This window comes from Egicoccus sp. AB-alg2, assembly GCF_041821065.1.
Classification (GTDB): Bacteria; Actinomycetota; Nitriliruptoria; order Nitriliruptorales; family Nitriliruptoraceae; genus Egicoccus.
Genome location: NZ_JBGUAX010000003.1, coordinates 447,242 through 468,592, shown reverse-complemented (window position 1 = coordinate 468,592; position 21,351 = coordinate 447,242). Strand labels below are relative to the sequence as shown.

The 21,351-nt window shown below is 68.5% G+C and carries 19 protein-coding genes; 5 read left to right on the top strand and 14 right to left on the bottom strand.

Annotation, left to right across the window (positions count from 1 at the left end; genetic code table 11):
* The first annotated feature begins 474 nt into the window (after nucleotides 1–474).
* Complete coding sequence (locus tag ACERM0_RS07415) at nucleotides 475–2,031, top strand: hypothetical protein (RefSeq protein ID WP_373677920.1); 1,557 nt, start codon at nucleotides 475–477, stop codon at nucleotides 2,029–2,031.
* A 159-nt stretch (nucleotides 2,032–2,190) separates the two neighbouring features.
* Here ACERM0_RS07415 and ACERM0_RS07410 read toward each other — a convergent pair whose 3' ends face one another.
* From ACERM0_RS07410 to ACERM0_RS07350, 13 genes are all read right to left on the bottom strand, one after another.
* Nucleotides 2,191–2,790 carry a M23 family metallopeptidase gene (locus ACERM0_RS07410; protein ID WP_373677919.1) on the bottom strand — a complete coding sequence of 200 codons (600 nt, stop codon included), beginning with the start codon at nucleotides 2,788–2,790 and terminating at the stop codon, nucleotides 2,191–2,193.
* A gap of 609 nt (nucleotides 2,791–3,399) precedes the next feature.
* On the bottom strand, nucleotides 3,400–4,245 hold the full coding sequence (locus ACERM0_RS07405) for a hypothetical protein (protein ID WP_373677918.1): 846 nt from the start codon (nucleotides 4,243–4,245) through the stop codon (nucleotides 3,400–3,402).
* Nucleotides 4,246–4,289: 44 nt separating this feature from the next.
* The gene (locus ACERM0_RS07400; RefSeq protein WP_373677917.1) at nucleotides 4,290–5,414 is read right to left on the bottom strand and encodes a hypothetical protein; all 1,125 of its coding nucleotides are present in this window, start codon (nucleotides 5,412–5,414) and stop codon (nucleotides 4,290–4,292) included.
* 80 nt (nucleotides 5,415–5,494) lie between these two features.
* On the bottom strand, nucleotides 5,495–6,373 hold the full coding sequence (locus ACERM0_RS07395; protein WP_373677915.1) for an SIR2 family protein: 879 nt from the start codon (nucleotides 6,371–6,373) through the stop codon (nucleotides 5,495–5,497).
* A 258-nt stretch (nucleotides 6,374–6,631) separates the two neighbouring features.
* Nucleotides 6,632–7,000: a hypothetical protein gene (locus tag ACERM0_RS07390; protein WP_373677914.1), complete on the bottom strand. Its 369-nt coding sequence runs from the start codon at nucleotides 6,998–7,000 to the stop codon at nucleotides 6,632–6,634.
* 108 nt (nucleotides 7,001–7,108) lie between these two features.
* Nucleotides 7,109–7,459, bottom strand: coding sequence for a hypothetical protein (locus ACERM0_RS07385; RefSeq protein WP_373677913.1), 351 nt, complete (start codon nucleotides 7,457–7,459; stop codon nucleotides 7,109–7,111).
* A 38-nt stretch (nucleotides 7,460–7,497) separates the two neighbouring features.
* Nucleotides 7,498–8,328 carry a hypothetical protein gene (locus ACERM0_RS07380; protein ID WP_373677912.1) on the bottom strand — a complete coding sequence of 277 codons (831 nt, stop codon included), beginning with the start codon at nucleotides 8,326–8,328 and terminating at the stop codon, nucleotides 7,498–7,500.
* 47 nt (nucleotides 8,329–8,375) lie between these two features.
* Complete coding sequence (locus tag ACERM0_RS07375) at nucleotides 8,376–11,417, bottom strand: type I restriction endonuclease subunit R (RefSeq protein WP_373677911.1); 3,042 nt, start codon at nucleotides 11,415–11,417, stop codon at nucleotides 8,376–8,378.
* Entirely contained in the window at nucleotides 11,417–11,809 is a 393-nt protein-coding gene (locus ACERM0_RS07370) for a hypothetical protein (RefSeq protein WP_373677909.1), read from the bottom strand. The genes ACERM0_RS07375 and ACERM0_RS07370 overlap by 1 nt, the downstream gene beginning before the upstream one ends.
* Nucleotides 11,806–12,231, bottom strand: a complete 426-nt coding sequence (locus tag ACERM0_RS07365; protein WP_373677908.1) for a hypothetical protein — start codon at nucleotides 12,229–12,231, stop codon at nucleotides 11,806–11,808. Before ACERM0_RS07365 ends, ACERM0_RS07370 begins: the two co-directional genes overlap by 4 nt.
* A 28-nt stretch (nucleotides 12,232–12,259) precedes the next feature.
* Nucleotides 12,260–13,417 (bottom strand): hypothetical protein, encoded by a 1,158-nt coding sequence (locus ACERM0_RS07360; RefSeq protein ID WP_373677907.1) that lies wholly within the window; start codon nucleotides 13,415–13,417, stop codon nucleotides 12,260–12,262.
* Nucleotides 13,414–15,450, bottom strand: a complete 2,037-nt coding sequence (locus ACERM0_RS07355; RefSeq protein WP_373677906.1) for an N-6 DNA methylase — start codon at nucleotides 15,448–15,450, stop codon at nucleotides 13,414–13,416. The genes ACERM0_RS07360 and ACERM0_RS07355 overlap by 4 nt, the downstream gene beginning before the upstream one ends.
* A gap of 159 nt (nucleotides 15,451–15,609) precedes the next feature.
* A complete protein-coding gene (locus ACERM0_RS07350; RefSeq protein WP_373677905.1) occupies nucleotides 15,610–16,140 on the bottom strand; it encodes a hypothetical protein in 531 nt (176 codons plus the stop codon).
* Nucleotides 16,141–16,358: 218 nt separating this feature from the next.
* Between ACERM0_RS07350 and ACERM0_RS07345 the strand changes: the two genes are divergently transcribed.
* From ACERM0_RS07345 to ACERM0_RS07330, 4 genes are all read left to right on the top strand, one after another.
* Complete coding sequence (locus ACERM0_RS07345; protein WP_373677904.1) at nucleotides 16,359–17,135, top strand: hypothetical protein; 777 nt, start codon at nucleotides 16,359–16,361, stop codon at nucleotides 17,133–17,135.
* Nucleotides 17,136–17,279: 144 nt separating this feature from the next.
* Complete coding sequence (locus tag ACERM0_RS07340; RefSeq protein WP_373677903.1) at nucleotides 17,280–18,251, top strand: hypothetical protein; 972 nt, start codon at nucleotides 17,280–17,282, stop codon at nucleotides 18,249–18,251.
* Entirely contained in the window at nucleotides 18,248–19,900 is a 1,653-nt protein-coding gene (locus ACERM0_RS07335; protein ID WP_373677902.1) for a hypothetical protein, read from the top strand. The genes ACERM0_RS07340 and ACERM0_RS07335 overlap by 4 nt, the downstream gene beginning before the upstream one ends.
* 124 nt (nucleotides 19,901–20,024) lie before the next feature.
* Nucleotides 20,025–20,828 (top strand): hypothetical protein, encoded by an 804-nt coding sequence (locus ACERM0_RS07330; protein WP_373677901.1) that lies wholly within the window; start codon nucleotides 20,025–20,027, stop codon nucleotides 20,826–20,828.
* On the opposite strand, the gene ACERM0_RS07325 is transcribed toward ACERM0_RS07330, so the two are convergent.
* Complete coding sequence (locus ACERM0_RS07325; protein WP_373677900.1) at nucleotides 20,787–21,227, bottom strand: DUF488 family protein; 441 nt, start codon at nucleotides 21,225–21,227, stop codon at nucleotides 20,787–20,789. The genes ACERM0_RS07330 and ACERM0_RS07325 overlap by 42 nt on opposite strands.
* Between the last annotated feature and the right edge of the window lie 124 nt (nucleotides 21,228–21,351).

The window sequence follows — 21,351 nt, the reverse complement described above, 5'->3', positions numbered from 1 at the left end:
GCCGCCATGACGGCGCGACCGACCGATTCGGCCGGACACGCTCCGGCCGTTCGGCCATCCTCCCATGACATCGACCGGGTCGATACCCGGGTGACCCCCGGGGAATAGGCAGCACGACCCCGGGGGCCAACGTCGAACCGGGCATCGGCCGAGCCACGGCGACGTCGAACGGTCGCGGACGACGGAGACCCCGCCGGGGTCGGCGGGGTCTCGTTCCTTCCGGCGTCGCTCACGCCGGGCGTTCATGCGATGAAGGCGTGGACAGGACCCGTTGCGTCGCTCCCTTGGCGGAGCGGCGCCCGGTCGCCCGTCCCCTCGGTCCGGCCCTTGGTGGCTGACCCGGAGGCGCGTTCATCACACGAACCCGCCGAGTGTCGGCCGTCACACGGAGGGCCCGCAGTGACGAACGTCCCGAATCGCTGCGGTCCAGGTGCCCCCGTCGGGATGTCACAGGGTCGGTGTTCACTGTCGGCCATGTACTCGACCACCCGGATCCGCACCGCGCCCGTCGCCCACGGGCGGCGCCAGCGGTGCACCGCCCGCCGGCCGGGTGGCCCGGTCCTGGCCGGCGAACACCAGGGGGCCTACCAGGCGTCGCCGGCCGGCCCGACGGGTTCGCCGTCGACGTCCGAGGCACCGTTCGGGCTGCCGGTACTGGCCGAGCTGCCGCAACTGGCCGGGGTGCTCCAGCGGCTGCAGGCCGCGGACGGCGCGCTGCTGGACGCCGTGGCCGGGCTGGCCGACCTGCTGGCCAACGACACGGTCGAGCGCACCACCGGTGTCGGCATCGAGCACTGGCTGGCCACCATCGGCGTTCAGACACGCATGGACCGCCGCCTGCTGTTGCGGGCCTGCCGGCTGCTGCGACGCCTCCCGTCGCTGCACGCGGCCGTCCGCGGCCACCGGATCTCGTTCGCACAGCTACGTGGCCTGACCATCGGGCTGCGCAACGCCCGCCGTGAACTCGACCAGCAGCTCGACCAGCTCTTCGCCGCCCTGCTCGACGAGCTCAGCCGGCTTGCACGTCCCGACCCCGACGTGCTGGTGCGCCAGATGGTCGATGCCGTGGACGAACTCGACACCGACGACCTCGCCGCACGCGAACGCGACGCGCAGGCGGGCCGGTTCCTGCATCTGCAGCCGCGGCTGGACGGAACCGGTGGCACCCTGCACGCCGAACTCGACGCCGCCGGGCTGGCCCTGATCGATGCCGCCACCACGCCCACCGCCGCGGCGATCGAGGCGACCGGCAGCGTCAGCGCCGCCCGCCTCGACACGTTGCTGGCCCGCCTGACCGGCTCGTTCCAGACCGCCGACGGGGAGCCCCCCGCCGAGGTCGCCGAGGTCGCCGAGGTCGCCGATGCGTCGGCCGCCCCCGACTGGCGGGACACGCTGCCCGCGCCCCGGCTGCTGATCCGCCTGCCGTTCGACGCGCTGCTCGACGACCGGCTGCCCGCCGACCTGCTCACCACCCTGGTCGGTGGCCGGCTGCGGCTCACCTCTGCGGCGGCCGCTCGTCTGCTCGAGCGGGCCGGCACCCGGCTGCGCACGATCATCATCGACGACGACGGCGAGGTCCTCGGCATCGGCCGTGCCTCACGCCGACCGCCCGGCTCGTTCGGCGACATCCTCGCCGCCGTGTACGACACCTGTACCGGCCCGGGCTGTGACCGCCCCGCCAGAGGCGCCCAGATCGACCATGCCGCCCCCTGGTGGCCGGCCGGCCCAAACACGCCGGCCGGTACGACCGACCTCGACAACCTCGGACCGCTGTGCGCCCGCACCAACCGGGACAAGGAGTCGGCCGGCTGGCAGGTCACCCAACGGCGCGGCGGCACCCGGACCTGGGTGCATGCCCGCTCCGGGCTGACCACCACAACCATCCCCACGACCTGGCGGCCAGCCAACGACCCCCGCCGACGACGACCACCCCGCCCCGAACCGCCCGGCCACCACGGCCCCGGGCCGACCGACCCTGCCCCGCCCCCACCCGAACCCACCCGAGGCGGCCCCGACGCCCTGCCGTTCTGATGACGCGAGTCCGGCGGTGGGCGCTCGGGGCGTGCCGCGACTTCGTTCGGGACCGCCCGGGGCGAGCACGTGATCGTCGTCACCGACCAGCCAGTCAGGACGCGTCCCCGCGCGGCAGCGGGACGACCTGCTTCCGGGCCGTCTCGTCACTGAGTGGAACTACAGCGGCTCGACGACTTCGAACTCCTCGGGGATGCCGCGATCGACCAGCACCGGGGTCCTACTCCGCCGGCGCCACACCCGATAGTTCTCGAAGGCAATCGGCAGACCGCGTGCGGTGAACGGATCCGCAGCATCCATGACCTGGATGTGGACGTGCGGCTGCGTCGAGTTCCCCGAGTTGCCACAGGCGGCCAACTGCTGGCCGGCGACGACCCTGGCGCCGACGTCGACCCGCAGGGAACCGGCGCGCAGGTGGGCGAGCACGACGTGGCTGCGCTGCTGCTCCAGTTCGACGATCACGTGGTTGCCCGCGAGCGCAGCAGCACCCGCGCGTGCCCGCGCCGCCTGTGTCAGGGCGTAGGAGACCCGCGAGGGCGGCGAGCGGCGAGCGGCGTGATCGGTTTCGCCATCGTGTGCGGCGACGACCCGGCCACTCGCCGGTGCGACGATCGGCTGACCGAAGGCGAAGAACCGTGCCGCCGGCTCCGTGGTCAACAGCGTGCGCCAGTCCTTGGTGGACGCCGTGCGCCGATCCTTCACGGCGATGAAGTCGATGGCGTAGGTCGTGGCGAACAGATCGGTACCGTGGCTGGGCACGCGTCGGACAGGGCTGTTGCGCGCCAGCCAAGAGCCATCGAACGGCAACCTGAGAAGGACGGGGTCGGATCCGGACATCGTGAACCACCCGCAACCGCGCGCGCCGAACGCCGTGAACGAATCGTCCGCCCGTTCGAGGCGGTCCACGTAGAGGCGAAGGTCGGCCTGGTACGAGATCCGCTCCCGGCCATGCCCGTCGTGCCCGCCGGCCGACCCGGCCCGGACACGACGGAGACCCCGCCGAACTGATCGGCGGGGTCTCGTCACTACAGGCGTCGAATCGCGCCATGGGTATCGTGAGATGAAGGCGTGGACAGGACCCGTTCCCGCGTCCCCTTGGTGGAACGAAGGCCGGTCGCCCGTCCCCTCCGAGTCGTCCTTGGCGACGATTCGGGAGGCGCGTTCATCACACGAGCTTGGTGAGCTGGACCGTTTGCGAAGGCACGTTCGGTGACGTACGTCTGCCACGGTGGCTCGCGGTGGGGTGTTCGGCGAAAGCCCGCACCCCCGCCTACGACATCACGGGGGGCCGTTCCGGCCGGCGCCGCATCGAGGGATCCACACCGCTGCCCTCCGTTCGTCACACGGCCTTTCAACGAACGAACGCGGTCACCCGGCCGGTCTTACCGTCTGTTCCCACTGGGCGTGAACCTCACGCCAGGCGGGCGAGCGGTTGCCCGGGTGTGTCAGCGCGTACCACCGTGCCCGGTACCGACCGATACGCAAGGTGCCAGGTTCGCCGTAGTTATCACGCCGGAGGTCGCGTGCCGGAACGCCGTCGGCGTCGTCCACGATCTGACGAAGGGCCTCCCGCGCCTCGCTGCCCAGCGTCACGATCACGGACGCGCCCGCGGCAGCCAGCTCGTTCCTCAGTCGGTTTCGCTCCTCCGTTACGACGCCCGAAACCAGCTGTCGCTGTGCGGGGCGGGCCGGCAGGTTCGCCGGCGGAAGACCGACGAGCCGAGCGAACGGTTCGTACACGTCCCGGATGCGATCGCCCTGCTCGGCGCGACCGCCGGTCCCCGTCTTCACGAAGAAGCGCGGGACGAGGTCGGTGAACATCGTCCGGCAGGGATCGACGCCCAGGGGGCCGAGAACTCGCTCGACGACGGAGCGCCCCGAGGTGCCGTTCATCGTCTCGCGGACGTGCCCGTGCTTCCCCGGCTCGTCACCAGAGAGGAAGCCGACCCGTTGCTGCCATGCCGCAACGAGTTCTGTCGGTTCGGGGTCGGTGCCGTCCCAGAACACGGTCGGTTCAACGTCGACAGCCAGTGCACCGACACGCGGCGGCAGATCCTGACCCGCGACAGCCCAAGTAGGCAGGTCCCAGCGGACGTGAAGTGCACTCGGGTAGACGCCGACGACCGCGAGGTGGGTGTCGCCAGAGGGCGGCACATTGGCAGGTCGCAGGGTGGAAGGAGCTCCGAAGGGGAACCGGTCGTTCCCAGCGATCACAGGCACCTCACTCGATCGGGTGCCAGCAACTTCAGGCGGTCTGGTCATACACCGGTGCTGCCCTTACCGGCATGCCCGTCGTCCGGACCCTCCGGAAGTTGAAGGATCGGCGGACCGTCGAGCTTGATGAACCGTAGACCGGGGAGTCGCTCGCGCACCAGACGGCTGTAGGCAAGGTCCTCTTGGGAAGTCGGGACTGGATCCTCCGCATCCTCCTCCGGCTCGGGCAACGGCTCGTGTCGTACCTCCACGCTGTATCCAGCGTCGATCCGGTTGGCGAGCTTCCTCAGGGACCGCAAGAGTTCGGAAGTCAGTTCGTTGCGACGATGGCCGTCCAGGTGCTCGGGGAACTCAGTCTTCAGCTCCTCTACGACCCGCTCCAGACCCTGCTCCATCGTTGCTTCGACATGGCGCTTCAGCCCCTCCAGCGCTTCTGGCGGCACTTCGTGATCACTCAGTTCGTTGCGCAGTCGGCGTAGCTCGAGGACGTTCTTGTAGAGCGCGATCACCCGCTCGACCGCGACCGCTACGCACGCGGCCGCTGCGGGTAGAGCGTCCAAGAAAGCTGTGAAGTCTGACGAGCCGATGGCCCGCACCTGCAGCGGGGGCCGACTTCCCGTCGCGAGCTCGACGAAGGGCAGCAGGATGCGCTCGATCTCGATGAACTCGTTACCCAGCTCAGCAAGTTCACTGTCGACCGCGTGTCGCGGTACGAGGATTCCGAGCTCGTAGGCGCCGGGTTCCAGTTCCTCACGACCGACCCCCAAGCTCCCCAGTCCAGCGACTGCTTGTTGGACGGCCTCGAGCAGTTGCGCGAGGTCGTCACGCACCGGCTCAAGCTCATCTGCTGCAGAGGCGGGGGTGATCTCGTTGGCCGTGAAGACCGACTCGATGGTCTGCAGGAGCTCTGCGCCGAGCAAGTGGGCGATTCCCAGTTCCTCCAGATGCTGCCGCCAGCCGGGCGAGAAACCGTCGCTGGAGGCGCGCCCAAGAGCTTCGCGCAGCTGAGTGCGCAGTTCACTCACCTTCTGCTGCGGTTCAGGCTGATTGGGCTGCTCGACCACACGGCGTAGAGCGGCCACGAGGTTCTCGAGCAGCTCAGGCGTCTTGTCCGACTTGAGTTCTTGCAGGACCTCAGCGAGCAGCGCATGAAGCCGTTCCGAGTTCATCCCCACTCCCCATCGTTGACAGCAGCGTAGACGCAGACGGTGACGCCGGCCCTGAGCCGGTTCATCGCCGAAGCGAGGGCCTACGGACCAACAAGCGCCCGGACAGCCTCCGCGCTGGGTAGACCGACGTCCACCGGAAGGACTTGGGCCTCGTCGAGGGTGCTTCCTGCCGGCAGGGCGCCGCGAAGAGCTGCGACTACATCGTCTACCGCTTGAGTAGCCGTCGGTCGCCAGTCCTGTAGGAGTCGCTGGTTGTCCGCGGCCAGGTATCGCGCAAGCCGTGTGTTCAGCGGCACGTCCCCGAACCCGTATCCACCGACGACCACGCTCGATGCACGCTCGAGGTCCACGCTCAGTGCCTCGTAGTAGGAAGCGAACGGCTCCTGTCGAATGCTGTGGCGCTTCGCGTCCCCGAGGACCACGGCGGGCAGACCAGGACCGAAGTCGCCGTCACGCCAACCTTCGAGCATCCTTCGGGCTCTCACGTCTTCCATCCGCGTCTTGCGCACACTGCCGTCAGGTGTCTGGTAGGCGCCCAACGTTCCGTGCAGCGGGTAGAGCGGCAGCTGGTTCGGCCAAGGTGCGAGCGGGTAAGCGAGTTCCCCGTACGGAAACCCGTCGTAGACCACTCTGCCATCGCGGCTATCGAGGAGCGCTTCCATCAACAGGGAGTCGTAGTTCAAGGTGTAGATGGCCAAACCTTCTCGTTCGAACAGCTCCCAGAGGGCGATGCCCATCTCTCGGATAGCCATCCGGTCGGCACCTACGTAAGGATGGGCTGGGTCGAAGTCCCGCGGGGCAACCGCGTTGTCCACGGCCAGCAGCGCTGTCCCGACGACGCGGACGTAGAGAACTCGCAGGGCATGGGAAGCGTCGGCCAGAGCGTCTGCGATACCCAGGCCCGCGTTGATCAGCGGAACGATCTCGCGAACCGCCCCGCGAGAGACGGTCAAGGGCACCCGCGATCGCTTCGAAGTTGCGTTCGTTGTCGGCGGCGTCCAGCTCTGGTTGATCCGGCCGACTCCATCGGACAATGGCTCTAACATCCTCATCGAGACCTTGGACGCCCAGCCACTCCCAGACGGCGGGCATGAGCTGGGGCAGGGCAAGGCGCCCACCGGTGGGCGCGTACGAGAGCCCGTTTCCGAAGACCATTACGTGCATAGTTCCTCCTTGGGAGCGACGAGACGCTCGTGCACCGATAACCGGCCCTTACGTCAACCGGGCAGGTCGTTGGGGTGGCTGTGGCGCCACAGCAGCAGCTCAGCGGCGAGCTGCCCGAGGAGCTCGTGTGCATCGAGCGTCTCGAGCGCGAGGTCGGTGCTGCCCTCGCGTACGAGCCGGCTGCGGCGGATGAGCCGCTCGAGCTCATCGTTCGCGGGTCGCCGGTCCAGCGGCTCGCCTGCCGGCGCGGTGAGGACCGGGTCGAGACCGAGAGACCTTCGAGCTTCGTGAACGACCAGGCGCCAGCTGCGCGCCTCTCCGAACCCCTGCTGCTCGTGGTGCTGCGTCATGCGCTCGGCGAAGACCGCGATGCGCTGCACGGCCTCTTCGAGCGTTGGCGCCTCGTTCGCTTCTGCGTTCATCGCTCCGGACCCTTCCAGCACCGCCCTGTGACGGAGCCAGTGTCGCTGCGGGCTGTGACGTGCCACGCCGCGACGCTCGGGCAGACGGCTCGGGACCACACTGCACGTCTACGGTCCGGTGGTGAAGTCGTCGCGCAACCGTGCCCGGACGGGTCGGCTCCGGTCGAGCTCGAGCACACCTGCCTTCTCGAGGACGACTGCGACCCAGTTCGCGGTCTCGCGCTTCACGAAGCGCTTCAGGTGGGCACTCAGGGAGCCTTCCTCGGACTCGGTGTCGAAGGTCCCGGTCGTGCGCAGCCAGCCGCGACCTTCGAAGACCCCGGGGATCTCCTCGAGCGCCTGCCACGGCAGGCGGGTGTGCGACTGTCCCTGCCCGAGTAGGAGCACGATCCCTCTGGCGTCGATCCGGTCGAGGACGAAGCTGGCACCGGTCGGGGTGAGCAGACTCTGGCCGGCCACGCAGCCTCGCCGGACGGCGGTCTCGACAGGCCCCATGGTCAGCCGCCCCCGACCCGGGTGCCGTAGTACTTCTCAGCGTCGACCGCGAGCTGACGGAGTGCGTCACTTCGCTGCTCGAGATCCTCTGGTGTGAGCCGGAAGCGGTAGGCGTTCCACCGCGTGTCGTAGGGCAGCACGTCGAAGCCGAGTGCTTCTTGCTCCTCGCGGCGAGCCTCGTCGAGGGCGAGGCGGAACTCGGCGATGAGGTGCTGGCGGCGTGGGCGCATGATCAGGAAGTTCTTGGCGACGCCTTGCTTGGCAAGCCCGATGTAGTGCTTGTTGTAGTTGAGCTCGATACCCGGATCGACCGGCTCGACAATGGCGTGGAGCCGGTCAGCGAGCTCGACGGTCGCCTGGGAGCCCTTCGCGATCCAGTAGCTGCGGTCGGCCGGCTCGGCTGCTTCGTCCTCATCATCTGTGGCGAGCGTGACGTGGTCGAGCACCCGGGTGAAGACCAGGGTCCGTGCTTCCCCGACCTCGAGCAGCTGGACGTGGATGGCGATGATGGGGATCTGGCCGTTGAGCAGGCTGATGACGTTGAAGAAGCGGGCGGTGATGTCCTCGGCGACGATGACCGCGACGTGTTCGTACTGCGGGTAGCGTCGCCGTTCGTTGTCCCAGTACTCGATCGTGCGGATGATGTGGGACTCGTCCGTCGCGCCGAGCTGCAGCTCGACCTCGTAGCGGGTGTTGGTCTCCGCGTCGTGCAGCAGCAGGTCGAGGCGCCCGGTCGCGTGCTGACGACGCTCGACGTCCTTGACGTCGACCTCACCCAGTCCGAGTAGCGCCGGGTCGGCGATGATCCGCTCCTGCAGCCACTTCTCGGACACGGTCGGATCGGTGCGCATTTCGATGCGGCGATGAGCGACGTAGTCCATCACGGGGCTTCCAGGTCGAGCTCTGGCGTGTCGTGACGTTCGGCAGCGCGGCGGTGGACGTAGCGCAGCATCCAGGTCTTGACAATGCTGGCGTAGGCGGGGTCGTCGAGGAGGCGCTTGCCGAGGTCGGTGTTGTGTTCCATGGCGTCGATGACGGCTTCCATGAACGCGTCGTTGAACGCGTACTGGAAGGTCGCCTCGTCGTTGACGGCGGCCTGCTGCTGGAGCTCGGGGTTGGCCGACATCCGCTCACCGACGGCTTGGTAGAAGATCTTGTCGTCGTCAGTGACCTCGGCGCCGAACCGGTCGTTGATCGCGTCGACGACCTCCGACAGCAGGGCGAGTTCCTCGTCGGTCAGGCTGCCTTGCCCGGTGCCGGTGAACGCGGTCTGGTCGTGCTCGCCGCCTTCGAGGTGGATGTCCTCGGTGCCGCGTTCGGCGAGCTTGAGGTGGGTGAGCTCGAGCTCGTCGGAGAGGTCCAGCGCGGTACCGGCGCGTGCGCCGATGCGCTTGAGCAGCATCTTGGCGTAGGGGTAGGCCTTCTCGAACTCCTCGTCGGCGTAGGGCAGCACCTGGGCGAGGAAGGCGTACATGCGGGTGAACTGCGCCAGCGCGGTCCGGAAGGTCTCCTGCCGCTCCTCGTCGAGCGCCTCGAACCGTGCTTCGGCCGGTGCGAGCGCCGCGTGCAGGAGCGGGTGGGCGCTGCGGTCGTCGGGCGTGGAGGTGAACCAAGCCTGCGCGAAGGTGGCGAGGTCGGCCTCGTCGAGGACGTGGTGGTCCTCGAGCCGCTGCCACACCTCGTAGAGGGTCTGGTCGTCCGTGGGAACGCCAACGGGGCCGTCGTAGAACGGCTCGAACGCGGCGGCGATGCCGTCGCGGTCGTTGACGAAGTCGAGCACGAAGGTGTCGTCCTTGCCATCGCGGGACCGGTTGAGCCGGCCCAGGGTCTGCACAGCGGCGACGCCGTCGAGCTTCTTGTCGACGTACATCGTGTGCAGCTTCGGCTGGTCGAACCCGGTCTGGTATTTCTCCGCCACGACCATCAGGTGCATGTCATCGCCGTCGAACCGTCGGACGGTCTGGGACTCGCCGAAGCCGTTCATGGACGCTTCGGTGTGCTCGACCTCCGGTGCATCGGGGTCCTGGACCTTGCCGGAGAACGCCACGACCACGCCAAGGTCATAGCCCTGCTCGGCGATGTAGCGGTCGAGCGCCTGCTTGTAGCGGACCGCGGCGAGCCGGCTGCGCGTGACCACCATCGCCTTGGCCTGCCCGCCGATGCGGTGGCGGACGTGCTGCCGGTAATGCTCGACGATGACCTGGGACTTCTCAGCGATCATCGCCGGGTGCAGCACCGCGTACTTGGTGACCGCCGATGAGGCCTTTGACTTCTCGACCTCGGCGCCGGAATCGGTGGTGACCTTCCAGAACGTGGCGTAGGTGGTGTAGTTGCGCAGGGTGTCGAGAATGAACCCCTCCTCGATGGCCTGGCGCATCGAGTACAGGTGGAACGGGCGGAGCTTGCCATCTGGGTGTCGGGTGCCGAACAGCTCCAGCGTCTTGCCCTTCGGGGTCGCCGTGAACGCGAACAGCGACACGTTGTCCGGCCGCCCTCGCGCCTTTGCCGACGCCGCGACCGCCTCGGCGACGGGGTCGGCGTCGTCGTAGACCGCCCATTCCTCAGCCGCGAGCGCGACCTGCTCGCCAGCGCCGAGGTCCGCCGGACGCAGGACCTCCTTGAGCTGCTTGGCCGACTCCCCCGACTGTGACGAGTGGGCCTCGTCGATCAGCACCGCGTACCGGCCGCCGCCAGCGTCTCGGATCGCTTCCAGCTGCGCTGCGAACGGGAACTTCTGCAACGTCGAGACCACGATGCGGGTCGAGGGCCGCGACAACGCGTCCGCGAGTTCGCGCGATGAGTCGACCGACACGACCTTGCCGGCCGCCGAGGCGTGTTCGAACTGCGCGACCGTGGCCGACAGCTGCGCATCGAGCACGCGGCGGTCGGTGATGACGATCACCTTGTCGAACACCCGGGCCGTCCCTGCCGGGTCGGTCAGCCCGGTCAGCCGGTGGGCGAGCCAGCCGATGGTGTTGGACTTGCCCGACCCTGCCGAGTGGACGACGAGGTAGGACTGGCCGGTGCCGTGGGTGCGGGCGTGCGCTTCGAGCTTGCGGACCGCGTCCCACTGGTGGAACCGGGGGAAGATCATCTGCGTCACCGCGCCCGGGTCGGCCGGGTCGGCGGGAGTGACGTGCACGAACCGGTGCAGCAGATCCAGCCAGTTGTCCCGCTGCCACACCTGCCGCCACAGGTACGAGGTCTTGTGCGACCCATCCCCCGGGTTGTAGTTCCCGGCCCCGCCGGCACCGTCAGGTGATGAGCCGCGGTTGAACGGCAGGAACCTGGTCGTCGGACCCGTCAGGCGGGTGGCCATCATCACCGCGTCGGTGTCGACCGCGAAGTGCACCACTGAGCGGAACCCGAGCAGCGTGTCGCCCGGGTCGCGGTCGTGGCGGTACTGGCGGACTGCTTGCTTCACCGACTGGCCGGTCAGCGAGTTCTTCAGCTCCGCGTCCGCGACCGGGATCCCGTTGACGTACAGCGCGAGGTCTACCTCACCCCAGGTGCCGTCGGGCTTACGGACCGGCGCCTCCAACACGACCGTCAGCCGGTTCGCCTGGTAGGCGGCGACCAGATCGAAGTTGAGATCGTTGGCGGGCTTGAACTGGCAGAACGAGAACCGCACCCCACCTCGGACCTTCTTCCCGCCACGCAGCAGGCCGAGTGCCCGACCGGGTTCCTTGTCGAGGTCGTTGGCGACGATGTCCGCCAGCTGCTGCTGCCACCCAGCGCCGGCGACCGACGCGAACTTCTCCACCGCCGCCGGCTGCGTCGCCTCGAGGTAGCCGACCAGGTCGTCGACCAGCAGCCGCGTCGCTCGGTCGACCTCGGCCGCCGGCCGCTGCTGCCAGCCGGAGTTGGCGACCATCTCCGCGGCGATGTCGCGCTGGAACTGCCCCTCGTTGTGTACCGACATCACGGCCCCTCGACTTTCTGTGGTTGCGTCCGGCGCAGGTAGCGCGCTCTGACGGTCGCGAGCGGCACCGTCGTCCCGTCCCGCTCGACCGCCCAGAACGCCCACCCGTTGGTGGCCTTGCCGCCGCGGACGTGCGATCTGGTAGCTGACGGCGTGGCGAACCCCCGCCCGTCGATGGTGAGGCCGCCGTCACTGCTGACAACCGCGGTGGCCTGTGCTGACGCCTGCGTAGAGCTCACACGCTCGTCTACGGCGAGGGCGGCGATGAGGTCAGCGACCGTGACGTTGTACTGCCGGGGCGCTGACCGCACCGGCGACTCCGACGGCGCGCCCTCATCGAAGGCATACGGCGAACACCCCAGCAGACGCATCACCGCCGAGATGGGCGTCACCGCCGCCTCCAGCGCGATTCGGGCGTAGGCCGGCAGTGTCTCGTCCTGCGGCCGGTTCCCATTCGACGGCTCAGCGAGCGACGCCCCATCCAGAAGGTCGTACAGCCGCCCCTCAAGCCAGCCAACCTGAGCCGAATGCCACCCGTGGTCGTGTCACGCACCACCAGTAGCGCCCGCGCCCAATGGACCTTGCCCTTCAGAGGCTGCCTCAGGCAGGTACGGAGCCCTGCCGGCGCCTTGCCCACGTAGACCCCGTAGGCGCCGTCCAGCGCCACCGGGTCGAGCAGGTACACACCCGGCGCGTCCCACGACTCGTCGAGCCCGTACACCGACTGCCGGTCGACGACCGTCATCCGCAGCGCCGCGTTCGAGTCGAACACCACGACCGGCAACCCAGGCTCCGACGCGAGCAGAGCCATCACGGGCAGGGCATCTCCCGTCACCGCCACGTCACACCTCCAGCTCGCCCGTCACCGCTGCCGTGATCAGCGCCTGCTGTCGTTCCATCAACAGCCGGTCCTGCGCTTCAGAGACCGCGAGCAGCCGCTCGAAGCTCTGCAGTTCGGCTTCGAGCTCCCTGCATCGCGCGTCGAGTTCTGGTCGGGGAGGGACGAGTACTGGCGTTCGGGCGATGTAGGCCATCTCGACTCGCTGCTGGCTCCGCGTCGCCGATCGGACGTTGGCATCGAGGTATGCCCGAACCGGTACTGACCGCATGCTGTGCCAGACCCAGGCAAGAGGTAGCCGTCGCGGCTTTAGGATGAAGAACTCCGTCGAGGCAACCGAGCGCTGAGAGCTTGTGAAGGTTCGGAACACATGACCTCGTCGGGGGTTGAGCCGCGATACCAGTAGCTCACCGCCCTCCACGACGAGCTTGTCGCTCGCGATGTCGGCCCCTGGCTGCAGTCGGGGCTTTCCCGACTGAGCCAACTCCTCGATGGTCCAATGTGTGACCTCAGAAAGCTCCGCGAGCTGTTCGACCGTGACCTTGCCAGTCGCAGCGTCACCCACCGAGGCCAAGCGGGTCACTGCCCATCCTGCTGGAGCCTTGGCCGCAGCGTGCGAGGTTGTGTCGAGGGTCTCGATCGGATCCACCCAGGGCGCCACGACCGATGCCTGCCATGCCGCAAATCGTTCAGATGCAAGTTGACGCATGCGTTCGTTGGCTCGCATGACGCGATCGATTCGGGCGGTCTCGGTGTCGAGGTAGTCCGCGATGCGCACCTGCTCGGCCAGTTCCGTCGACGGCAGGCATTGCTCCGCCAAAAGCCGGCCAGTCAACAGCGGCTGCGCTGTGCCAGTCAGCTGAGGGCCCCAATCGAGGGTTGACAGCCAGTACGCCACCCATCGTCGGTCGAGTTGGGCGGTGTCAATCGCGCAGACGAGCGCATTGTCGCTGACACCAAACTGGCCAACGGGCACTGTGACCCTGCCCACGCTCCCGACGCGGCCCACGAGCACGACAGAGCCCCGCTGGAGCTGGTCCGTGCAGCCGATGACTCCGTTTGCCCCATAAAGTTCGTACGTCCCACCTTCGACCTTCGTCTGCTGCCCGCTGAAGATGCGCGCGACAGTCCAAAGACGTCGTGTGCTCGCCAGCCGGGTCACTCCGTGACCTCGGCGAGGAGCTGGAGGATCTCGGCTTCGACCTGCTTGATGTCTGCGTCGATTTCGGCGAGGGGGCGAGGCGGTTGGTAGCGGTAGAAGATGCGGGTGAAGGGGATCTCGTAGCCGAGCTTGGTCTTGGTGTGGTCGACCCAGGCGTCGGGGGCGTGTGGGAGGACCTCGGTCTTGAGGTGGTCTTCGACACCGTCGGTGAGCACGTCGGTGGTGTCGTCGTTGGGCTGATAGGTGTCGGGCAGCGGGACGGTCTCCTGTCCGCGCAGGTCAGGATCGGGCTGCGGATGGCCCTTGGCGTCAACGAGTGGTTCGGCGTCGGGGTCGGGGACGGTGAGCGCGGCAGCGATGGCGTCCTTGGCCTTCTTCAACAGCGCCGTGTAGCCGTCGGTCTCCTTGACGCGGGTAACGGCCTCTGCCGTGGTCAGCTCGTCAGTCGGCAGGTCAGCGACGACCTGCTCGATGCCGGCCAGGATGTCCTCGGCGCGGTCGGCATCGGACTTGCGGACCTGGGCCGCGTTCCAGTCGGGTGAGGTGCGGAGCCGATCGACGGCTGCGGCGCCGCCCTCGTAGCGGGCCCGTAGAGGTCGTTCGATGGTGACGCGGCGGAACCCGAAGCGGTGGTTGGGGACGAGCTTGGCCTGCTCACCGTCGGCGTCGAGGCCGTGGTAGAGGTCGACGATGCGCTCGATGTGCTCGTCGGCGAGTTCGTTGCGCTTGGCGCCGAGGCTCTTGCGCATCCTGCGGAACTGCTGGCGGGCGTCGATGAGCTGGACATGCCCCGCGCGTTCGGGTGCCTTGCGGTTGGTGATGACCCAGATGTAGGTCGAGATGCCGGTGTTGTAGAACAGCTGGTCGGGCAGCGCGACGATGGTCTCGAGCAGGTCGTTCTCTATCAGGTAGCGGCGAACCTCCGACTCACCGCCGCCGGGGGCGCCGGAGAACAGGGGCGAGCCATTCATGATGATGGCAAGCCGACCCCCGCCGGTCCCGGTGGCGTGGTCGTAGGGCTTGAGCTTGGACAGGAGGTGCAGCAGGAACAGCAGCTGCCCGTCGCCCTTCGCGGGCAGACCCGGGCCGAACCGGCCGTCGTGGCCGAGTTCGGCGTGTTCTCGCTCGATCGGCCCTGCGTAGCCCTTCCAGTCGACCCCGAAAGGTGGGTTCGTCAGGGCGTACATCACGCTTCGGTTCGGGAAGGCGTCCTCGGTGAGACTGTTGCCGAACGCGACGTTGTCGGCGTCCTGCCCCTTGATGAGCAGGTCCGCCTTGCAGATGGCGTACGACTCGTCGTTGATCTCCTGCAGGTGCGGGATCAGCCGGGCCCGGCTGTTGCGCGCGCGCAGGTGCTCTTCGAACACTGACGCCATCCCGCCGGTGCCAGCGCAGCAGTCCAGCATGGTGACGATCGCACCCGGCTGCGAGAGCCGGTCCCAGTCGGCCGCCGCGAGGAGCTCGACGCACAGGGCGATGACCTCGCGCGGGGTGAAGTGTTCACCTGCGGTCTCGTTGGACTGCTCTGCGAACCGGCGGATGAGCTCCTCGAACAGGTAGCCCATGTCGAGGTTGGAGACGCGGTCGGGGTGGAGGTCGACGTCGACGAAGCGCGCGAGAATCGGGTAGAGCAGGTTGGCACCGTGCAGCTTGTCGATCTGGGTGTCGAACCCGAACTTCTCGATCACGTCGCGGGCGTTGGGTGAGAACGCCTCGATGTAGGCGCGCAAGTTGGCCGGGACGTTGTCCTCGTCGTCGAGCAGCCGGTCGAAGGTCAGCGGCGAGGTGTTGTAGTACGACCGGCCGGAGACTGATCGGAGCACCGGTTCGCGGTTCTCGATGCCACGGTCGGCCAGCTTCGCATCGCGCTCCAAGACCGCCGGCTTGGTGTCGAGCAGGGCCTGGTCGAGACGTCGGAGCACGACCAGCGGCAGGATGACGTCGCCGTAGTCATGGGCCTTGTAGGTGCCCCGAAGCAGGTCCGCGATCGACCAGATCAACCCGACCGCTTCCCCATGGGTGTACGCCGCCACTACCGCTCCTCGCGTCCGTTCGCGCTCTCGCCCCGCCCGCCGCGGGCCGCGCCGGCAGGGACCGCCACTGTAAGCGTTGTCTGCCGGGCAGCCCGGGGGTGATGAGCGGGATGGTCGCGACTCGCACTGCTGCGGGCAACCCCGACCGTGACCGCGGGGTTAGAGTTCGCCGCGTTCGTCGAGTGGCGGCTCCGGCTGCTCATCAGGACGCTGCAGCAGCTCAGGCGAACGGGCGACCTTGAGCCGCAGCGGGCGGCCCTCCTCGATGGCGGCCCGCAAGCCGCTGGCGCTTGAGAGCACTGCCCAGGGTGCGTCTCGGATGTCGACCAGCGTCCAGTGGTCGTCCTCGTGGAGGCGGCGGACACACAGGACCGCCGGCAGACCGCCTCGTCCGACCGCCACGAGGGCCCACGAGGGGCGCGTCGGCGTCGCGTCCGGGGACCAGCCGAGCAGCGAGACCATCGCCGCCATCCTGCGTGGGGCCGCCAGGAGCTGGTCGAGCTCGGCCATGACCGCATCGCGTGTCGCGGGCCCACCTGGGAGCAGGAGCGCATCAGCGCCGTCAGCCACGGCGACGGCCATGTCGTGCTCGCCGGGGGCGATGCCGAGATGGTCGACCGAGGTGGCGACCAGGTGGGCGAAGCGCTCGAGCTCGCTGCGGGTGACGGGCGCGTTGTTGACGTCGAACATGCCATCTCCTTCGGGTCGTGGGGTGGAACGACCCGGACGGTGACGGCCGGCTCACCCCTCGCAGCCGCCACCGACGCGCCCTTCGCGGCCGTCACCGACGCAGCACTGGTGCCGCCTCACAACCCGGAGCCGGTCGCAGCGCGAGCTGGCCGCTACCGCTGCCGTTCACCGCGGCGGAGGCGGTTGCACGCACCGGTGGCCCACGGACGGTGGGATGCATGGACACCTCACACGCCCCCGCCCCCCTTCCGCTTCCGACCGCGGTCAGCCAGGTGCTCACCTCCTACCGGCCGCGCACCCTCACCGAACCACAGTGGACCGCCCGTCGCGCCGAGGTCATCGAGCTTGTCGCTGCCGCTCCACCGGCCGACGAGGCCGACGTCCGCGCATTGCTCGGCTCCGCCGTCGCTCTGCTCGCGTGGGCAGCGCCACAGGTCGCAGACCTCCGGCTGGTGGACGTGCTGACCGGCCCGTGGGTCGAACGGTTCGCCGTCGCCTGGCGCCAGGAAGGCAGATCGGACAACAGCCTGCGCAACCACCTCGCGGCCCTCCACCGCCTGCAACGGACCCTCGCCGGCGAGGACGGGTCACGACGCATCAACCGCACTGATCGGTCCGGTCCCCGGACGGCGGCGCCCTACGGCGACATCGAGTTTTCCGCAGTCCGTGCAGCCGCGGAACACGCGCCACGCCATCTGGCGGACGCCATCGGCACAGCGCTCACCCTGCACGAGCAGGGCATCGTCGCGCCGGATGCCTTCGACCACGGTCTGGACCCTGCGGCCTGGTCGGAGGCCAAGCGGTGGATGCGCGAACACCGGCTGCCACCGCTGGACGCCACCCAGTTGCGGCGAGCGTGGGCGTTCACCGTGGTGCAGAGCACCTCGCTTCTCGAGGCCATGCGGGCTGGGCTCCGCAGCGACGAGATCGACGGCCTGCGCGACCACCTGCCCGCTGACGGCAACGCGAGCCGCGATGCGCTCCGCAGCTTCTGACCTTTCTCCTTCCCCCCTTGCGCCCCCGCCCCCCGGCGGGGGCGCTGCGCATCCACCGCGCACCGGCGCCTGCCCTCATCGGGGCGAATGCCCGCGCCGACCGCGTCCTCACGGTCCGTCGCGTCCACCACGAAGGAGATGGACGTGACAAGCAAGAAGATCAGCAAGGCCGCCGCCCGGCGGATGGCAAAGCAGGTCCGCGGCCACCAGCAGGGACGGCAGCTGCCCGGTGAACTCCAGCAGCTGCTCGACGACTACTCCCCGGCCAGCATCACCCCCACGACCTTCCAGATCGTCAAACCGACCATGATCGAGGTCATGCGGCGAACCACGACGACCGGTGCGGAGAAGTTCCGCCAGCAGCGCCAGTACGTCGCGCAGCTCACTGCGTGGAGCCACGAGCACGGTCTGCCGCTCGAGCCGGAACTGCTGCTGACCGTCGGTCGGATCGGTGCGTTCATCACCTCGCCGAGGTGCGCGCACCTGAGCGACGCATCCCGCGCCGACCTCCGCAGCGACCTGCTCGAGATCGCCAAGCAGGTCAACCCTGCATACGACGGCATCCCGCGGCCTCAGCCCATCGCGCGTCCGCGGGTGAAGCCGCCGTACCTCGCCGACGAGGTCGCCACGATCGTCCGCGTGGCACGGAACCAGAACACCGCTGTGCGGCGACAGAGCATGTGCGCCGTCGTCGGGCTCGGCCTCGGGGCTGGACTCGACTCGACCGACATCAAGCCGTTGCGCCGCAGCCACGTCGTCGACGTGAGCGTCGATGAGCTGGACGTGCAGGTGTCGGGTCGGCGTCCACGCGTCGTTCCGGTCCGCGCCCGGTATGTCGGGCTGGTGAGAGAGGGGCTCACCGGGCTTCGCCCCAATGACCTGGTGATCGGCCGCACCGAGGACCGCAAGGACGTGGTCAACCGGGTCGTGGCTCAGGCGGTCATCCCCTCGACCTGCCCGCACATCGAGCAGACCCGCCTGCGGGCGACCTACCTCGCCGAGCTCATCCAGCTCAGCGTGCCGCTGCTCGACCTCCTCGACGTCGCCGGGCTCAAGTCGGTGCAGACGCTCGTGGACATCGCCCGCTACGTGCGGGAGCAGGAGGGCGACCGATGATCACCGTCGGCCAGTACCTCCTCGCCTGTCACCTCGTCGACGCGCACGGCGCCGCGGAACGGTTCGAAGCCTTCTGCTACCCGAGCAAGCAAGGCCGACGGAACCTCTCCCCACGGACGTTCCTCATCGGCAGCCTGCTGAGCATCCAGGCGAAGGGCAGCATGCGCTACAACGACGTCCATACGCTGCTCACCAGCGAGATCCCGCCCTTCGCAATGGTCGAACTGGGTGTCGCCAAGGAAGTCCGACGTGAAGACGGCACCCGTGTCGCGTGCGTCTGTCTGACCATGGACGGCCTCTACAACTTCACCCGCAAGGTTAGGAAGTCCTGCGGTGCGCAGGGACGAGCGATCGACCCCGCGACCAAGGACGTCCTGCTCGACATCGTCAACCGCATCATCCGAGCGACGCTGCCGACCCGCCCGGACGGTTCGAGCGCGTACGCCGCCGACGAGACCGGGGTCTGGGCCTGGAACAAGGGCCGCAAGGTGCCGACCGAGGTGAAGGACCGTCCTGAGTACCTCGAGGATGACGTCACCACCGACGAGCTCGAGCGATCCCAGGATCGCCGGTCGGTCGACCCCGACGGCGCGTGGGGACGCAAGACCAAGAAGCGCGGCGGCACCGAGACGTTCTTCGGCTACTCGATGCACGGCATGGTGCGCGCACCAGCGATGGGCTGCGGCTACGAATCCGAGCCCTTGTTGCTCGAGTACGTCGACCTCACCCCGGCGTCCACGGACCTGGTGCGCGCGACTCTCGGCATGATCGACCAGATGCGTGCGGCAGGGAGCAAGGTCACCGAACTGATCGTCGACCGGCACTACAGCTTCAAGAGCCACGAGCGGTGGTCCGTGGAGCTGCGCAAACGCGACGTCCGGCAGGTCCTCGACCTGCGCAGTGAAGATTGCAACGGCTTCCTGGATGCGGGTGGTACACGCGTCGCGGCTGGCGTGCCGCACTGCCCGCTGATCCCCGAACACCTGGGACACCTGACGCGCCCTGGTCCGGTCGAGAAGCGCCCGAAGTCGCTCTGCGGCCCGAACGGAGAGGACCCCGACGCCGACGAACGCAAGGCGAAGCTCGAGCTCTTCCGCCAGCAGATCGACCTGCGGTCCAAGTACGCGCTGGAACGTCATGGACCGGGGAACGGCAACCCGCTCGACAGCCGGTGGGGTTGCCCCGCCGCCGCTGGGAAGATCGGTTGCCCACTCCGGCCGGGAACGGTCGAAGCGGCTACCGCTCTCGGGCTGCCCGTCGTTGAAGGCGCTGGTGACCTCACTCCGCCGCCCAAGGTGTGTACCCAGGCGACGGTGACCCTCAAGTACGAGGACGTCCAGCCGAAGCTGCAGCAGGAGCACTACTGGGGCAGCGAGAAGTGGGAGGTGTCCTACGGCCGCAGATCCCGTGTCGAGGGCTTCTTCGGCACACTAAAGGACGCCTCCGTCGGGAACCTCCGGCGTGACGCGTTCCGCGGAGACTGTCTCGGACTGCGGCTCCTCCACGTCGGACTGTCCTCCGCCATCACCAACGTGCGGCTGCTGCGGAAGTGGCACCTCAGCACGGGGAACCGGCTCGACCTGCCAGACGTGCTGCTCGCGAACTTCGACCCGCCGACCGAGTACCTCCTCGAGGACCCGGCTGCCTGACCGGCGGACCGGCTGCGAACGCCGCCCTGACGGCGCTTCGGGGCCGGTCCGTCCTCGGCTCCGCCGGCAGGCCGTCGCGCTGTGGCAAGCTCGGCACGAACCAGGGGGACTCATGCACCATGGGGTGAAGGAGCGCCTGCGGATGCTCGTCACGGTGAAGGCCTACCCGAGCATCTCGAAGCGCAAAGGCGAAACCGTCTGCGTCGCCGGGCTCCGCGAGCGTGGCGAGGGCAGCTTCGAGTGGGCGCGTCTTTGGCCAGTGCCGTTCAGGGACATGGACATAGCCGGACGCTTCTCGACCTGGCAGTGGGTCGAGCTGGACGCACAGCGGACGTCCTCTGACCAGCGGCCCGAGAGCTGGCGGCCAGTGATCGACAGCATCGTCACCAGGGAGCCGGTGGAACCGCGAGCCGGGTGGCGCGACCGGCTCCACTTCCTGGAACCGGTCATGCTGAGTTCGATGTGCGAGCTCCGCCGGAAGCAGGAAGCGGCGGGAACGTCCCTGGCCGCCTTCCGCCCACGCGAGGTCTTCGACGTCACAGCCGAACCGAATGATCCCTGGTCGGCAGAACACGAGGCCGTCGCCTCGCAGACGTCGCTGCTGATGCCCGACAAGCGGCCCCTGGAGTGGATTCCCACGCGGTTCAAGTTCCACTACTCCTGCGGAGACGTGGAGGCAGGGTGCAGGGGACACTCACAGACGGTCGTCGACTGGGGGCTCCTGCAGCTCTACCGCAACTCGAAGCGGAACCACGGCCCCGCGAAGGCCGAAGGCGACGTCATCCAGATCGCGGGCCCTACGAAAGACACGATCTTCTTCGTGGGGAACCAGCATCAGGCCCGCAGGGGCTGGATGGTCATCGGCATGGCCTACCCGCCCGTGAGATCAGAGGGGGAGAGCGACCAGCTTCGGCTCGAGCTCCTGTAGGTGGTCGATGAGCACGTCGCGGTGACAGTGGCGAGTGTCTCGCTCGAAGCACAGCAGGGCCGCACTTCGCTCGCGGACCACCTCGAGCAGGTCCGCCACCACTGGTGAAGACCCATTGCTCAAGTGCTCGCGGTAGCGATCCCTCGCAGCTTCAGCGGTCGGACCCGCCAGGTACGCGAAGCCAGCACGGTTGTCGCGGTCATTGCCGAGCGCGCGGAGGTGGAGGTAGTCGATGCCCGCTGCCGCGAGATGTTCACGTAGCGCGGTCTTGGCGAAGCCCCGTTTGCGCGATGACGCGTTCTGGCGAACGTCGACGAGCACCTCGACACCGGCCGCGCACAGGGCCTGCACGAGCTGCGCTGGCTCGCGCCCTTCGTAGCCGATCCCGTAGACGAGCATGGTCCCTCCGTTCGGGGGCACGCTACCCGCGGAGAAACCACACGCGGACACCGGCACGACAGAGACCCCGCCGACATCGTCGGCGGGGTCTCGTCTCGCAGGCGTCGATGCGCCGTGTCACGTG